Consider the following 16,735-nt stretch of genomic DNA (forward strand, 5'->3'; position numbering starts at 1 on the left):
ATATTTTGTTAATGGTTAGATCAGCTTTCTTGAAGCTTGTGTGAGAATTTCAAAATGATGAATTCGGCAGGCCGTACGGCCGCTAGGCCAATTTCTACATTCATTCGGCCTTCGAGAATATCCAATGAGGTCATGGTCTGACCCAGTCCCACTCGGACAAAAAATGCCTGCTCGGGTTTGGCACCAGCTAGTGCTCCTTCTCTCCATAGTCCGGAGAGGAAGTTTTCGATCATCGCTTTTACTCGCATCCAGGTATTGGCGTCATTGGGCTCAAAAACCACAAATTCAGTCGCTTTTTTGACAGATTCTTCGACGAAAATGTAAAGTCTCCGTACAGGGATATACCTCCATTCATTGTCATTACCGGCGAGCGTTCTTGCTCCCCATACGAGGTTTCCTTTTCCCGGGAAATTACGGATGGCATTGATTGATTTTCCTGAGGTGGCATCTACGTTTAATGGTTCCTGATCCGGTGCAGATAGTAGAATGTCTGGTTGGGATACGCCTCGGACGCTGACATTTGCTGGTGCTTTCCAGACTCCCCGCTGACTATCCACTCTGGCGTAGATTCCTGCCATGGCAGCGGAGGGATATAATGTCATAAACTTAGATTCCAGCTTTTTTTTGATCTCATTGTACAGAGATTTCTCTGCCTGGGGAATTCGAAGAGTACCTCCTGGGCTGATTGCTGCTCCTCCATCACCATTATCCGTATATGTCAGGACAAGGGTTTCCCCTGCACTTCCTTCTGTGGTGGCTTCGATGATTAGAGTGGCCCCTATTCTTCGGGCGGTGTAGTTTGGATTTGCGGCAGCTTGGATGGCTATTAGTAAATTTTCAGCAGATCCAGCATTCGCTGAAGGCCCCAGTTCTTTATTGAAATCTGTACCTTCTACAAAAGTGTCGGTGTCGATGGTAAATGAGTCAAGATCCAGATTGGCATTATTGGTTATCTGGATGATTCCTACAGCATGGGTTCCACCTTTTCCCAGCATTTCTAAGGGCATTTGATGGAAGGGGCCCTGTGCCGCTCCACCACGGTTATCAGTTAGAATGAGTGTTTTTTCATTGAAGTTTCTAAAGAGGAAAGTTCTCAGTCCGGGGTAATAAGCCGCTCCGTATTTCAGATCACCTGTGCCTACTTCGGCCCGAAAGGCTGTCGCGTCTTGCAAGGGGGTGTTGTTGGAGTAATGAAGCACATCCATGATGGCAAACCGGTCTTGAAGTTTAGCACACTGTGCAAGCATTTGGTCATGAAGGGTGGTCCGGTTGACATCGGACATAACCGCTGCCTCAGGTACTACCAACAGCGTAGGCTCATCCTCTTCCTCTAAGGCAGTCAGACCTGCCAATAGGGCTGCCGGATCAATTTCATTTCCACTGGGATTGGAAATGTGAGTACCTACGGATACGATGTAGCATGGTCCTCCTCCATTCAAAAAGTAGAGATAGACCTGATATGGAAGCAGGTAATGGGAAAAATGACTGGGGTCTGTGATGATAAACCCCGGCTCTGTACTTGATAGGCTGATTTCATAACGCTCGTAGAAGGAATCCCCAAAAATTTCTTTAAACTCTAAATAGGAGGTTATCCTCGTAGGTTTATTATTCGGTATGGGAGTCCCGTTTTTCTCCCGTTTGGCTGTATATCCGATAAATGCCGGAACAGCAGTAGCAACAGGCACTACAGAAGCAGGAAGAGTGGAAATTTCTTGGATGTAAACTCCCGGTGTTTTAAAGTCGGCCATGGTCTATAAGGCTAGATGAATACAAAGATTTCTGATATGGAATCTCCTCCGTCTGATTTGATAGGACTTTGTCGAAGGGGATTGGGAAGATGGGTAAGCAAAACCCTGTTGCCCGGATTTCGCCTGAGCTCTAAGTTGAGCTTTGGTCTTTCGAAATAGGGGATGGGTACCTGAGATCTGAAAATAACCGTATCCTGATCATTGATCCGGATATCCGGATGAGGCGCACTTCCCAACTGATCAAATTGATATTGTGAATAGGGAGAGCTTGGGGGATTTTCCCTGTCCTCGATGATCAGGGTAGATGAGCTCAAGTCTATTCGCTTATTTTGGTTGACGATGTAGTATGTCCACTTTGAGGTCTTTCTGTTTAGTTGTAGGCGATAAAACTCCTGCAATCCATATAAATGATCCGGTGAGTTGCTGTATCGAATCTGTACTACACCAAGGCTATTTGATAAATTTGGATCTGCGGATAAAAAAAAGTCACGCGTCCAAAGCGTCGTGGTATCTAAGTCATTTCGGAGTCGAATTGTGTACACTCCTTCCTTTTTTCCATTTAGATTGATTTCAAATCGAACCTTCCCATCGGGTTCAGCTTGGATATTTCGATCTACCGGAAATGCTTGGCCATTGAAATCCTGACCTGAGCTGATTTTGTTCCCATCCGAATCCAGGACTTGAAGAATGACTATACCGGGATTTGGATTTAGTACTAATTCTGAGCTGAATCTCATGGGACGTCTTCCATCCAATATTTCATGTTCTAGGGACTCTGGACTCGAGGAATCGGTGGAAGCTTGGGCAGGAAGATTTTGAAAATGTAAAAAGTCACCAGAAGAAAATTTTCTGGGTAGTTTATCAAAATCGCTGACAGTTTGGATAAAAGCCTGATCAGTACTCTGCAGCAAAAAAGTGAATGTTTTCGGTCGATGAAGATCTATTTCAGGGCTTACTAGGTCATTTTTTGCCCGATATAAAACTAAGGTGCCATTGGGAGTATCTCTAAAAAGCATTCGCCCACTTTTGAAAAGGTTCTGCGTTTCTTTGGTGGGAATTAGATTGAGGTTTCTTCCTTTCCCATTTGCGAAAAACTCGTGTCGTATAGAAAGCTCGAAAAGTCTCTTGTAGATGATATTCATGACTTGTGCTGGCTTTGTGTGAATATCTGCTCGATCGGCTCACCCTGCTCGAGGACTGCATTTTCCTGAATGCTGATGGTTTTGATTTTATACAGCACACTGGGCAGGTATTTTGCACCTACCACAGACCAGAAATTGTAAAGCTGCTCAAAGGAATAGCTGTACAATTCCACTACTATCTTTTGAAGATTGGGATCGAAACTCCCCAAACCGGGGCTGTTTTCAGGCGTAAAGACGTTTTTCGATTGGAAAAAAGAAATTGCATAGCTCAGCTGCTTTAGCCCTTCCACATAATCATCCGAGGAGTTGTTAGGGTTCTTATTTTGAAAATTAGCCGTGATTAGGACGTAGAGGTTGAGTCGGATTTCGGGGTTTCGCTTCTCGACTTTTCCCACTGCATTGACGAATCGGTTTTGCTGGTCTTTATTGACCCGCTCTTCTTCAATATTGATCAGGGAAATACCCAAAGATTGATCAGGGATGGCTATTCCAGCCTCGTTGGTTACTCCAGAGAGATAAATCCGAGTTGTCGTAGGATCGCCTACCTTTAGTTTGATAAAGGTGTTTAACTCATCCGTAAGAAATTCTAAAACAGAATGGATCATCGACTAAAAGTGAAAGAATGAAAGAATATAAAGATCCTCTTAAGGTATTGAAGTGGCTTGGGCTTTGATAGGAAAAAATAAGATTGAAATAACTTGAAAAATTCTCATGAAAATATTGTAAAATACTGAAAATCAATTAAATATAAACCAAAAAGAGTTTAAAAATAATCTCTATCTTTTTAAGATCTAAATTGCTTTTTATTTGAATAAAAAATTAAAAAAAATTAAATATTGAATTTTATCTAGAAATTATTTAACAATATTTTTATAAAACCACTGATCATAAGGAAGTAATTCAAATCCATCTGGGCGCCACTTGTATTCTCCTATTCTTTGGTTGAGTTTTTCCCATAGCGAAGATTCCAGAAGCCTTTCTACCTCGGTGTGTTGATGTAGATCTGAGAGCAAATGAAAGGCAGAATTCAATCGAATGCTAGCCTTGTGGCTCCATCGAGAAAGGAGTTTTCGAAAGTTTTCCATTTTGTACTCAAGCCAGTCCATATCTTTCTGCTCAAACAAAATCATTAACTCCAGCATTTTTGATCCCAAATAATAATCTGGAACCGACTTGAGGCGGGATTGGCAATCATGAATTAACTTCAACGCTGGTTTGTACTTTTCTAAGGAGAAAAACGTCAAAGCTTTCCAATATTCCCAGTGTGGATTTTTCTGAAGTTCGGGTCCATTAAGTTTTTGATGAATTACCTGTAATGCCTCGTCCCATTTTTTTTGATGAAATAGTGAAAGGAAATAATATTGAAAAAATGTCGATGGAACTTCCTGGTTTTTGAGTTTCGATTGTAGGTATTCTTCGCAAAGGGATTGGGCTGGGAGAAAGTCCATTTTTTCGAAGAGCAATTGCAGCTTGGCATGAAGAAATTCACACAAGGCAGAGTAGTCATCCGGTTCGGAAAACTCTTCACTTTCTACTTGCTCCATCAATAGGTTCGCCTCCTCATAATCTCTTTTTTGAATCGAATTTTTGAGGCTGCTTACCAGTCCCCATTGTTTCCGATTTGCATTCAGTTTTTGAATCATCTGTCTCAACCATCGATTGGAGCTATGCAATTTTCCATCAGCGTGTATTTCAGACTGGCTTACCAATACCTGCAAATGGCACTTGATGGCAAGCTCGAGCTCCGGAAGGTCTTTGGTACTGAGTACGTGGCCAGATCCATATTCTTGTCCAATGGAGAATACAGTCAGTGCCAAATCGTGAAAGCCGCCTTCAATGGCCAATTCCAGGCTCTTTTGAAGGAGTTTTGATCCTTCGTCTCGAAGATTTCGGGCAAGCAGCAGTTGAGATTGTAAGATTAATTCAGAACACCTGATGCGCTGATGGGCTTTGGTATTGACTGCAGATGGCTTGATCAAAACAGAGATTTCCTTGATCTCTTCCTTCAGCCGCTTTTTCAGCTGCGGAAAAGCATTGCTTTGATGATTAGGATAAAGTCTCTTTGCAAAAAAGTCATCCTCTTCATGTGGATTTCTAATCAGTAATCTAAGAAGGTCGAGCTTTTTTGACCTGGCTGTATTTCTTGCAGAAGCTAAATGAAGTAATTGCTCCTTTTCCTGTGTAGAAAAAGCATTCAAAATATCGTTGAGACGATCCATTTGTGAACTGGGTTAAAAAGTAAGAACCAGTCTCAAATAACACTTTAAATCACTGAAATACAAATGTTTGAACCCTTATTTCAAGATAAAGACATTCGTTTTTTCCATTTTATATTTTCGTTCAAGCTCCTTGAACTGACTCAGCAATTGACCAAAGTCACCATGTGGATCATAAACCACTTCAGGCATTTGCTTATTGATCATCCTAAAAAGCTGCACTTTTCTAGCGAAGGTTCGTTCCTTCTCCAAAAGCTCCTGGGATAAATAGTAATTTAGAAAGGGGCCTTTCATGGAATGTTCTTGGTATAAAGAAAGGTCACTGTCAAGCACTAGGACACTTTTTCCCGGCCATTGTGGATTTGCGGATTCTTTTAAGAAATATTCCGATTGTAGCGATCTGTTTTCTGCCCAAAACCACCAAGAACCCAAAGGTAGAAAAATGACCAAGCCCAAAAAGCCTATCTGTAGAGGTAATTTTTTCTTCACCCCCAAGAAAAAAGCAGTAATCAGATAACTTATTAGTGGGAGAAAAACCATCATTTCCAAAGCTGCGTGATGGCTGGAAATGAAAATGGCTAAGCCAGCGAAGATTGCCCAGAAAAATAAAATTTGCCGCTGTTTCTGCTGATTGATGGAGGCTCCTTTAGATAGTACTCCAAAAAAGTATCCTAAAAATCCCAAAACAAGTGGGAATGCAAAGAGAATTCCTAAGGTGGCGAAGGTATGAAACTGGTATGTTTCGGATGTGAAACTCAAAGGCCAAATTCTCAGAAAATCTTCCAGCCCATTCGACCAGAAATAATAAACCACGATAAGTAACAATGGTGTGAAGTAGCCAATCAGTGATAGAATCAACTGCCTAAAGCTAAATCCGCTAATAGTCACTCCAACGATAATCAAAAAGGGAAGAAAAACGATATAAATGGGATGAAAGCCCGTAGCCAACCCCCCATAGATTCCAATTAATAAGGTCGCCTCACTGCTTTCTTTTTGGAGGATGGTCTGGGAGAATAGCTGTGATAGTGCAAATAGCACAAAGGTACTACCCAATAGTGCCGGACTTAGGCTCAGCATATCAAAGCTAATATGGAATAGGCTCAGCAAAACAATAGCCGGGATAAATGTAATTTCATCAAAGACGCGGTATCTGATGAGAGCGCTGTTCCAGTAGATCACTTGTATGAAAATTAAAATCCTACCGATGATTTGATAGGCTAAAGAGCTGCCTCCAAATATCCAATCTATCAGAAAGAAAAAGCCAGCCGACAAGGGACCTGTGTCATCTACTAAATCGCGATAGAAGAGCAATCCATCTCCCAACCGCTCACCGAGTAGCATCCAACTCATTTGAAGCTGAGTGAGCGGAAGGTTCGCAAACACTAAATAAAGAATAGTCCAGAGGAGTAGAAAAAAGACTACACCGATTATTCGGAATGGATCGTTTAATTTGAAAAATTGAAACAAGGCTGTAGAATTGGGGTTAGCTGGGTCGAAATTAAAGCTTGCCCAAGTATTTCGCTAAATTTGTACCATAAATACTTCAAATGGAAAGCAAAAGACAACAAAAACACGCAAAACTTCTGCAGAAGGAGTTGGGAGAAATATTTCAAAAAGAGGCTAAACACCTGGTAGGGAAGGCGATGGTGACGATTACGAGGGTTTTTGTCAGTCCTGACTTAAGTGTTGCAAAAGTTTACCTTAGTTTTTTGCTTGCAGACACGCAGTCTACTTACGAGCTCATTCAGGAGCACAAAAAAGAAATTAGACATCATTTGGGAAGAAGAATCGGCAAGTCTGTTCGAATTATTCCTGAGTTGGCATTTTTTCCGGATGAGTCAGCGGCTTATGCCCAGCATATGGATCAGGTGATCTCCGGATTGGAGATTCCCCCAGCGCCAGATGAGGAGGAAGATGAGTCAGATGAAGATTAATTCCTTGGATACTTGAACCTCAGCTATTTTATAGCGGCCCGGTATTTTCGCAGTAAAAAGAAGCGAAACTTTATCACGGTGCTTTCGACTATCTCCATGATTGGAGTGGTAGTTGGTACAATGGCATTGGTGATAGTCATGTCCGTATTCAATGGACTAGAAGACCTGATCCGGGGACTTTTTGCCAGCTTCGATGCGGAGTTGAAAGTGGAGGCTGTTGTCGGGAAAAGTTTCGAAGTGGATTCCTTATGGCTAGATGGGATCCAAAACGTAGATGGAGTAGCTGTACTTACCGAAGTGATCGAAGACAATGCGCTTTTGGACTACAATGGCAATCAATTAGTAGCTACCATCAAAGGAGTTTCGGATAATTTTTTGGAGCAGGACCGTTTTTCCAAAGGATATTTTTGGGGTGACACTACGCTCGGAAATGATCTCAGACCGGGCGCCATTATGGGTCGTGGAGTTGGGTTTTTCTTGTCTGTAAATCTCAAGGATGTCAATGTCCCCTTGAAGGTCTATTACCCAAAGGCCCCTCGAAGCGCGGCCACTCTCAATCCCAATCAACTCTATTCCTCCGCTTCGCTTGAGCCGGTTGCATTTTTCTCAGTCGAGCGTCAATTCGATGATGAGTATGTAATTGCCCCTTTGAAGTTCACCCGAGAGCTATTGAACTATGGAAACAAACGGACTTCTCTGGAAATCAAGATTTCGGATGGATATTCCATTGATGAGGTACAAGAAAATTTGAAGGCTCACCTGGGACCTGATTTTTCAGTAAAAAATACTGATGAGCAACATGCGGGCTTGCTACGCACAGTCAAGCTTGAAAAGCTATTTGTTTTTTTGACCCTGAGCTTTATTCTGGCCATTGCCTCCTTCAATATCTTCTTTTCCCTTAGTATGCTCGCAATTGAAAAGAAAAAAGACATTGCTATGTTAAAGGCTTTGGGAGCAAAGGATAAGCTAATTCGGGAGATATTTTTGAAGCAAGGCGCGATGATAGCCGTGGTAGGTGCTGCAATAGGCTTAGTCTTGGGATTTGCTATTGTTTGGCTACAAGAGAGTTTTGGATTGGTGTCTCTAGGCATTGCCTCTGCAGTCGTGGATGCTTATCCGGTTCGAATGGTTTGGACTGACTTTGCTTGGATCACCGTGGTGGTCATTTTGATCACATTGGTAGCTTCTTGGAGACCAGCTTGGATCGCCTCAAGGGTGAAGACTACCGAAGAGCTCTAGTCCTGACAGGCTTTTTTAATGACTTCTTGGGCGGCTTCCATTCCCCAATTGGCTGCAAGCTGTAGGTTTTCGCAGGCTTCTTGATTTCTTTTCATCCGAAGGAGCGTGATTCCTCGGTGATAGTAGGCCGTAGGAATCGTGGGATCTATGCCTATCAATTGAATAAAGTCTGCCAGTGCCTCTTCCAATTTACTCTGTTGGTAGCGAGCTTGTCCCCTGGCAAGGATGATTTGCGTATTGGTTTCATCCAGAAAAAGCCCTTCGCTGTAGTACTTTTCGGCTTGAGCCCATTCTTGCTGCCTGGATGCAATTGTTCCTAGGTATAGATATAATTCAGCGTCTTGGTTGTCCAAAGCAAGGGCCTCCCTAAGGTCTCTCTCTGCCAATTTCCAATTTCCTCTTTCTAAAAAATAATAGGCCCGCTTTTTCCATACCTGAGGTTCATTAGGTTTGTTTTTTACGGCAATATTTAGCGGCTCGATCAATTCTTCTGGATTTTTCCCCCGAATCAAAGCAAGACGTTCTTGAGCAAGAAAATGATCCGGGTCTATTTCCAAAGCTGTGATTAAAGCAGATTCGGCCTCATTGCTCCGATCGAGTGAAAGCAAAGCCTGGCTTTTCTCAGTGAGATAGTCTGGTTCGGGTCGGATCTCAATCGCCTGGTCAAAATAATCATTGGCTTTTTCATAGTTTTCCATCCCCATCTGACAAAGCCCAAGGTGGTAAAAGACTTTTGCTGATAGATTTCCCTGGAGGGTGAAAATTCCCGATACGCCAGCTTGGGTGGAATTTTTTTCGAAAAAGATTTGATTGGTTTCTCCTTTGGGAAGATTCTGAAAGGTCAAAAAATCCTTTTCTGCAGCTTCAAACCTTTCCATTTGAAGAAATATTCTCCCACGACTGAAGTAGGCGGAGGCAAGTTGCGGGTTCAAATTGATGGCTTGATTGTAGTATTCGAGTGCGAATGGAGTGTTTTCTCCAGGAAAGGACTCATAGACCTGACCCATATACCAGTGAGCAAGCGCATCTTGGGGATAGCTTTTCAGCCAGTTTTCCAGATGAAAAAAAGCCGCTTCCTGATCCTCACGATCCATGGCTTCCAAGGCAGCCTCAAAGTTATTTTTTGGGCTGTTTTGTCTGGCAAGGCCAAAACCACTGAGGGAAATGAATAAAAGGACAAGAAAGATTCGGGTCATTCAGGAATTACTTTTCCCAAATTTAAAATTTAAAAGCCCACGGTTCAAAAGTGCATAGACACTTCCTAGCAATCCGAGTGAACCGGTTAGGTAAGCATAGGCCTCGGAGAAGAAATTCTGGTCGAAAATACCGATCAATGCAAGACAGATCAATGCGAAACTGACCAGTGAAACCTGAATGCTCTGGGCATTACCTTGTTTTTTCTCAAAAACCCGGAAAGCTTCAAGTTCTGATTCTGAGGTTTGGTCCAAAATATATTTCCTAAAAACCGGACTGTAGAGTTGCCATTCCAACCAAGGGTTTTCTAGCCAAACCGGTTTTTTGACTTTTGTATCCTTTGGTTTTAGGACTCCTTTTTGTGCCAGCCCAATCATGACATCCTTTCGGGCGGGGCTAAAGAATCCCTCATGAGCAAATGAATAACAGACTAAACGCTCTAAAAATGAAAGTTCTGCCCACATATTGGTAAAAAAAGCCTTTCTGCTTCGCATTTCTCTAAGTAGAATTTCTGGTTTTTCGAAGCCGGGTTCTGTCTCAAGGGTTTCATGGGGAATGGCTAAGAATTTAAATCGGAAATCAGAAAAAGCCTCCGAGAAACGCATGGACTGGTCATTGTCCTTGATTTTTGATAGCAACTCAGGCCAGGTTTTTCCAGAGCATATCCAAATGGACTTGCCTGGACCGTCTAGATTTTCGATGATTTCAATGGCTTTTGTAGGGTCAGCTAGACAGTGGAAATTTTGAAAAATATACATGTCGTAGCTCTTGTCTACTTTAAACTGCCAATTGATCTCTTGCGTCAGGAAGTCAATCTTAGCCACAGTTTTAGTGCTATTGGAATGCAATTGATCCAAAATCTCATCAAAATGCCCAGAGTCAATGCTGCATACAAAAAGTTTTGGCTGGCTGAGATCGAAATTATCCTCATGTACAGGTTCAAATGTGAAGAAAATGGTACGCTGCAAATAATAGATCAAAAAGCCAAAAAGGAATAGGAGTCCGATCACTCCAATCCAGCCAATTCCATAGCTCAAGTTTTTCGAGGTCCCTTGCATGGCTGCCCGAAAGACCGTCTGATTTGGTGTGATAAAGTCGAGAATTTTTTGATCAAAAGGATCGGTTACCGTCATCATGATCGATCTTCGGGATTTTTCCAGACTTTCAAGTTGAAGGTTTTGATCCTCTTTTCCAGAGCTTGTGACGCTATTCCAGATTTTTGATTCGAAAATCTGCGTCTTGGACTGAATAAGATAGCCGGGAATAAATCCCACCAATAGAAACCAAGTCACGAGATAAACAGGCAGTACTTTGGAGGCAGGAATGATTTTGATTCTTCCTGGGATTTTTTTGACGAATCCATGCCACAAATAAGTCAGGACAAGAGCCGATAAACTCAATATGAGAATAGGAATCCAACTAATTAAGCCAGATAAAACCGATACTAAAATGATCATAAGGTTGATCCCTAATGGTGCATAGGCAGTCTCATTGAGGTGGTATTTTTTCGAAGAGTTGCCTTTTGAGCTATTGGAATCTGTTGCTAGGTTGATGAATGAAATCCAAAGGGAGGAAATGATCAACAGGAGTAGTAGGCGGATCGGATCAAGTGGTAAATAGTAATAGATCGTAAGGACGATCGCCCCATAAATCAGGAAAGCGAAGGTCAGATATTTTAGCTTTCGAAGATTTTGCTGGGTCGGCTTAAGCCATTCAAACAGGAAGGTGTTAAATCCGAAATCAGTCAATAGTTGTCGAGATAGCCCCTGTGCGGCCATTGAAAGGAGAAGAATCAGAAAATACGCTGATAAAATCAAAACGGCCTCCAAGGATGAAAGCGAGGAAAACACATGGGTAAGGTTGTGATTGACTAGGAAGACCATCCAAACCGGTTGGTCAAATCCCGTATCCCGTATCCGTGAAAATACTCCAGTGTACTGATGACCGTTTAGATAGAAGGGCACCTCGAGAGTTTGGTTTTTACCCAAGTCTCTATTGTTTTCCAGAATAGATTCGATTTCCTGCCATTTGACTAGACTGACTCCTTCCTTAAGGTTGGAAATAGGGGAGATTATCTTCTGGCTTTTATATAAGATTCCTCCATCTTCTTTGATGAGGAGGAATCGGAAATTTTTACTGATATCTGCATCTGGTTGAAGCTTGAATGTTACAGCATGGATGTTTCCTTTATCTGTTTTCCTGCTGATTACTGACTCAAGCTGACCACTCCCCCTACTGTAATGAGAGTTGATGAAAACGGAACTATCGCCGTCTTTGAAATACGTGAAATAAGCCCGGTCACTCAAGTCAATGGGTGAATTTGAGCCATCTCCAAAATTCAAATCCAGGCCCGGACCTTGAAAATACATTTGTTTGGCAAGGCCATCATCAGAGAATTCTATCAGTTCATTTACCTGTCCAAAAGTGTTTTTTTCCCCTTGATCCTGAAAATCTCTCAAAATCGTATTAAAGCGACAAAGACTATCAGTGAACTGTTGGTCTAGGGTCAGGCGTATATTTTTAGTCTCTTGAAGTGGATCAGGTATATTTTTGAAAAAAGAAAAGGCAAATCCCAAAATCAAGGTTAAGCCCAAAAGAGATAAACCCACCTGAAGAATTTTGGATCTTGTCAGCGAATCTCCAAGCCCCAAATTTAAAATGGCCAAAATGGGCACAGAAGAAATGAGTATAACCAAGAAGAAAAGTAAAATGCTCAGCAAGGAAAAGTTGATCCGAAGGCCTACTTTCATGAATTGGGCCTCGGGAACTGTTCCTACTGCGAAAAGCTGAAGGTTTTCCAGTGTCACCGGAGCGATATAGGCTCTGTTTTTGAATCCGGAAAAATTGAGTACTTCGTGATAAACCCCTGATCTTACCACGCCTAGGCTATCTCGTGTCAGGGGGAAAGGCTCAAGTAGCTGAAGGCCTAATTGCTCCTCTGGATAGACTACTTCTCCTTGACTATTCAGTATAAAAAATTGCTGGAATACTTTGTTGTTTTCCTGCTTTCTAAGGAGCTCCTCGATAGGAAAGGTCACATCAATTATCACAGCATCTTTGATGGATTCTGAGCTGGCTTCAAACTTTCCTGTAAATCCATAACTCGTGAAATAATTCATTTTATCTGAGGGGATTTTCACCTTCAGATTCTTTCGCGAGAGTTCGTTTTGATCTAATGAAAGAGATGGGAGAGGAACTTGACTTTTACCTACCAAGCGGACCCTTTCGATTTCAGGTTGAAAGACATTGGCAAGCAGATCGACGAATTTTTGGGACTCCTTACTGATCGAATCTTCTGAAAAAACAGCGTAGGCCTCTCTGAAAATATACCCTTCCACTCGCTGATAAAAGTCAGGCAGAGCAGCTTGCATATCATTTTTGACTGCTTGAATACTTCTCAGGTTTTGCTCTTCCAGTTCGGTGATATTATTCGATGACTGGATATACAAGACAGTCCCGATGATGCCAATTACAGGCAAAAGAAAAAGCCAAACCTTTAGAATTTTTATACGCATGGTAAAAAAAATGGAAAAGAAATTTAATTATAATTATCTGAAAATCAACAAAAAAGGATTTTGACAAAGGGTTTTTACGGGAAGGTTTCAAAAAAAACAGGCTAAATTTGCCGGAAGGCACATTTATTGAATCACCCCTTGAACTCAAAAAATACGATAATGAACAAGCATATAGTATTTCTGGCGCTAACTGTGACACTACTTTCCGGTCAGCTTTTGGCCCAAGAAACCAATGAAAATGCACTTCAATCCGGCACAATCGATGAACAGTTTGACTATATCTACGGAGCTTCAAATAATTATCAAGAGTATAAGGTCGTCAGAAGGTCATTTTTGGATCGATTAAAATCAAATATGCTAGACTCCATCCAAACCATGCGAGGAGAGGTTTTGGAACTAAAAAAAGACGTACAAACCCGACAGGATTCTATTCAATCTATTCAAAATCTTCTTGCACAGACTGAGTCCGAAAAGCAGGAGGCTATAGCCGCCAAGGACAACTTCAACTTCCTTGGGCTTGGAATTCAAAAAGGGGTCTACTCTACGTTTATGTGGGTTTTGGTAGGAGCATTAGCGGCAGCTTTAGCCCTTTTCTCATTTAAATATTTCAGAAGTTTTTCAAAAATCAAAAAGGCCGAAAAAGACCTCGCCGAACTACAGGAGGAATTTGAACAGCACCGCAAAAATACCTTGGAGCGGGAGCGCAAACTCAAGCGAGAACTAATTGATGCCCAAATGGGTAAATCCTGACTTGAAAAGTCTCCATGAAGGATTATGACTATGTGGTAATCGGACTCGGGGCTGTAGGATCCGCCGCCCTTTATTTTCTCTCGAAGAGGGGAAAGAGGATTCTTGGAATCGACCGCTTTGACCCTCCGCATAGCATGGGCTCCTCACATGGGGAAACCCGAATCACCCGACTGGCTGTGGGTGAAGGAAGAGAGTATGTCAAGTTTGCTCGTCGATCCCAAGAGATCTGGCAAGAAATCGAAAAAGAGGCAGGAATTGAGCTTTTCAAACAAGCAGGAGGACTTTTGATCGAGTCCGGCCAAGAAGCTTGGGTGAAATATGGAGGCTCTAGCTTTTTTGATCAAACCAAACAAATCGCTGATTCAGAATCTATTCCACACTCGATTTTTGATCAGAAGAGATTGAGTGGAGAATTTCCTCAGTTCAATTTTCCGGAAAAGGTAAGAGGGTACTATGAGCCAAGTGCAGGATTTGTCTTTCCTGAGAAAACCATACAAGTACAATTGGATCTTTCCGTAAAGAATGGTGCTAAGGTCCGAGTTCATCAGCCGGTGTTGGGTATTCAGCAAAAAGCGGGATTCGTTGAAATCCAACTTAGAGAGGAAACCCTTCGTGCCAAAAAAGTAATCCTATCTACCGGCGGTTGGGTAAAGGACTTTGTCGATCCAAGCTTTCAGAAGAAGTTTAAAATCTGTAGACAAGTGCTTCACTGGGTGAAGATGAAGGAAGATAGTCCTTTGAAATCCTTGAACTCTGTATTTATGTGGGGATATGGTCCAAAGCCCACAGATTTCTTGTATGGTTTTCCAAGCCAAGATCAGGAAACGCTGAAGATAGCCTCTGAGCAATTTTTGGAAACTGAGCATCCTGAGCAAATCGATCGCTCTGTGAGCAAGCTGGAGCAAGAAAGGTTTTGGAAAGAGAAATTGGAAGGAAAGTTTGTGGGACTTTTACCTGAAATCGTGCGAAGTGAGGTTTGTTTCTACACCGTTACCGAAGACGCCCGATTTATTTTGCAGCCACATCCACAGATGGATCGCATTTCCTTAGTTTCTGCTTGCTCAGGTCACGGGTTCAAACATGCAAGTGCTCTTGGGGAAATGCTAGCTGCGCAAGTTTTGGCCGAATAACCCTTTCCTCAAATTTCCATGTTTTGGAAGCTTCTTTTCAATCAAAAGGCTATTTTTGCACCAATATTAATTCAGAATGGCTAAAAAAAGGGGAGCGGCGTTAGAAGATCACGAGAAGCGTAAGTTAAGCAAGCAAAATTTTCAAAAACTAGGCGGAATATTCCGTTTCATGGTTCCATACAAGGGAAGGTTTATCCTTGGTTTGGTGTTTTTGCTTTTGTCATCGCTTACCCTGCTGACCTTCCCCTTTGTTGCAGGCAAACTGATTGATACAGCTCAGGGCAGTGACTGGATCATTCAGGACATTGATTCCATTGCTTTTTTACTGTTGGGCATTCTAGCAATCCAAAGTGTCTTTTCCTTTTTCCGAGTTTGGTTGTTTGCCCAAGTATCTGAGCGCTCTATGCGGGATATACGTCTGGCACTTTATAGCCGAATGTTGAGATTACCGATGACTTTTTTCGACAAGCGAAGAACAGGGGAGTTGATTTCAAGAATCACTTCGGACGTCAGTTTGCTTCAAGACACCTTTTCAGTAACCTTAGCGGAGCTTTTTAGACAGGTAGTTACTCTTCTGGCAGGTATAGCCTTTCTTTTCTTTACTACACCGAAGCTTACCTTCTTCATGCTGGGATCCTTCCCGGTTTTGGTTTTGCTGGCAATGGTTTTCGGTAGGTTTATCCGCTCTCTGAGTAAGAAAACACAGGATGAACTCGCCTCAGCCAATGTCATCGTAGAGGAGACTTTACAGTCGATTTCAACTGTAAAGTCTTTTGTGGGTGAAGCCTATGAGTCTTTACGCTACTCCAATAAGTTGGGAGATGTGGTTCAAGTGGCTTTGCGTACAGCCAAGTTCAGAGGAGCCTTTATTTCTTTTATCATTTTTGCGCTTTTCGGAGGTATCGTAGCAGTAATGTGGTACGGAGCAAGCTTGGTGGCAAGTGGGGAGATGAGTGTGGGTGAATTGGTATCATTTGTTCTTTATACCACTTTTATTGGGGGGTCGATTGCCGGCTTGGGAGATATTTATAGTCAGGTCCAAAAAGCAATCGGAAGTTCTGAAAGAGTCTTGGAAATACTGGAAGAGTCAGAAGAAAAAAGCGGAAAAAGCAGTGCTCAGGAGGAAATTCGGGAAATCGAGCTATCCAACGTCGAGTTTCGATATCCAACCCGCCCTGAAATGGCTGTTTTGAAGTCACTTTCCATGCGAATTAATACGGGAGACAAAGTGGCATTAGTCGGTCATTCCGGAGCAGGAAAATCGACCATCATCCAACTTTTACTGAGGTTTTATGAGGTAGAGAAGGGATCCATTTCCATCAATGGAAAGTCTATCAATAACTGGAATTTGGACGAGCTCAGAAGGCATATCGGGATGGTTCCGCAGGAGGTTTTGCTTTTTGGAGGAAGTATCCGCGAAAATATAGCTTATGCACGTCCGGAGGCTACTGAGGAAGAAATCATTGATGCTGCCAAAAAAGCCAATGCATGGCAGTTTATCTCTCAGTTTCCAGAAGGACTGGATACATTGGTTGGAGAGCGGGGAGTAAAGCTTTCCGGTGGTCAGCGTCAGCGTGTAGCCATTGCTAGAGCTATTTTGAAAGATCCTAGCCTCTTGATTCTCGATGAGGCAACTTCTTCATTGGATGCCGAATCAGAAGCCCTTGTTCAGGAAGCCCTAGACGAACTGATGAAAGGAAGGACAACGATCATCATCGCCCATAGATTAGCGACGATTCGAAAAGTCGACCGAATCTACGTCCTTAGCGAAGGAAGAATAGTAGAGGAGGGAAGCCATCTGGAACTTGCTGATCGAGAGGATGGATTTTATTCCAACTTGGTTCGTTTACAGTTTGCAGAAAATTAA

The 16,735-nt window shown here is 42.4% G+C and carries 12 protein-coding genes; 5 read left to right on the forward strand and 7 right to left on the reverse strand.

Features of this window, described 5'->3' with window-relative positions; genetic code table 11:
• Positions 1–20: 20 nt before the first annotated feature.
• The 5 genes from G457_RS22550 to G457_RS0112100 all read right to left on the reverse strand — a co-directional run bounded on the left by G457_RS22550 (position 21) and on the right by G457_RS0112100 (position 6,573).
• Positions 21–1,748 (reverse strand): phage tail sheath family protein, encoded by a 1,728-nt coding sequence (locus tag G457_RS22550; protein ID WP_026946715.1) that lies wholly within the window; start codon positions 1,746–1,748, stop codon positions 21–23.
• Positions 1,749–1,759: 11 nt separating this feature from the next.
• A complete protein-coding gene (locus G457_RS0112085; protein WP_026946716.1) occupies positions 1,760–2,890 on the reverse strand; it encodes a hypothetical protein in 1,131 nt (376 codons plus the stop codon).
• The gene (locus G457_RS0112090) at positions 2,887–3,495 is read right to left on the reverse strand and encodes a DUF4255 domain-containing protein (protein WP_024283980.1); all 609 of its coding nucleotides are present in this window, start codon (positions 3,493–3,495) and stop codon (positions 2,887–2,889) included. Before G457_RS0112090 ends, G457_RS0112085 begins: the two co-directional genes overlap by 4 nt.
• Positions 3,496–3,744: 249 nt before the next feature.
• On the reverse strand, positions 3,745–5,109 hold the full coding sequence (locus tag G457_RS0112095; RefSeq protein WP_026946717.1) for a hypothetical protein: 1,365 nt from the start codon (positions 5,107–5,109) through the stop codon (positions 3,745–3,747).
• 75 nt (positions 5,110–5,184) lie between these two features.
• Complete coding sequence (locus G457_RS0112100; RefSeq protein WP_026946718.1) at positions 5,185–6,573, reverse strand: hypothetical protein; 1,389 nt, start codon at positions 6,571–6,573, stop codon at positions 5,185–5,187.
• An 80-nt stretch (positions 6,574–6,653) separates the two neighbouring features.
• Here G457_RS0112100 and rbfA point away from each other — a divergent pair, with 80 nt between their 5' ends.
• A complete protein-coding gene (rbfA, locus tag G457_RS0112105) occupies positions 6,654–7,040 on the forward strand; it encodes a 30S ribosome-binding factor RbfA (RefSeq protein ID WP_026946719.1) in 387 nt (128 codons plus the stop codon).
• A gap of 12 nt (positions 7,041–7,052) precedes the next feature.
• Positions 7,053–8,279 carry an FtsX-like permease family protein gene (locus G457_RS0112110; protein ID WP_026946720.1) on the forward strand — a complete coding sequence of 409 codons (1,227 nt, stop codon included), beginning with the start codon at positions 7,053–7,055 and terminating at the stop codon, positions 8,277–8,279.
• On the opposite strand, the gene G457_RS0112115 is transcribed toward G457_RS0112110, so the two are convergent.
• Both G457_RS0112115 and G457_RS0112120 read right to left on the reverse strand, forming a co-directional pair.
• Positions 8,276–9,475, reverse strand: coding sequence for a tetratricopeptide repeat protein (locus G457_RS0112115; RefSeq protein WP_026946721.1), 1,200 nt, complete (start codon positions 9,473–9,475; stop codon positions 8,276–8,278). The two genes, G457_RS0112110 and G457_RS0112115, sit on opposite strands and share 4 nt — an antisense overlap.
• Complete coding sequence (locus G457_RS0112120) at positions 9,476–12,988, reverse strand: PDC sensor domain-containing protein (RefSeq protein ID WP_026946722.1); 3,513 nt, start codon at positions 12,986–12,988, stop codon at positions 9,476–9,478.
• Positions 12,989–13,147: 159 nt separating this feature from the next.
• On the opposite strand from G457_RS0112120, the gene G457_RS0112125 reads away from it, so the two are divergent.
• The 3 genes from G457_RS0112125 (at position 13,148) to G457_RS0112135 (ending at position 16,735) form a co-directional block, all read left to right on the forward strand.
• Positions 13,148–13,738 carry a hypothetical protein gene (locus G457_RS0112125; RefSeq protein WP_026946723.1) on the forward strand — a complete coding sequence of 197 codons (591 nt, stop codon included), beginning with the start codon at positions 13,148–13,150 and terminating at the stop codon, positions 13,736–13,738.
• 14 nt (positions 13,739–13,752) lie between these two features.
• Positions 13,753–14,868, forward strand: coding sequence for an N-methyl-L-tryptophan oxidase (solA, locus tag G457_RS21430; RefSeq protein WP_051260816.1), 1,116 nt, complete (start codon positions 13,753–13,755; stop codon positions 14,866–14,868).
• 76 nt (positions 14,869–14,944) lie between these two features.
• Complete coding sequence (locus G457_RS0112135) at positions 14,945–16,735, forward strand: ABC transporter ATP-binding protein (protein ID WP_026946724.1); 1,791 nt, start codon at positions 14,945–14,947, stop codon at positions 16,733–16,735.

The sequence above is a fragment of the Algoriphagus marincola DSM 16067 genome, assembly GCF_000429405.1.
Classification (GTDB): Bacteria; Bacteroidota; Bacteroidia; order Cytophagales; family Cyclobacteriaceae; genus Algoriphagus; species Algoriphagus marincola.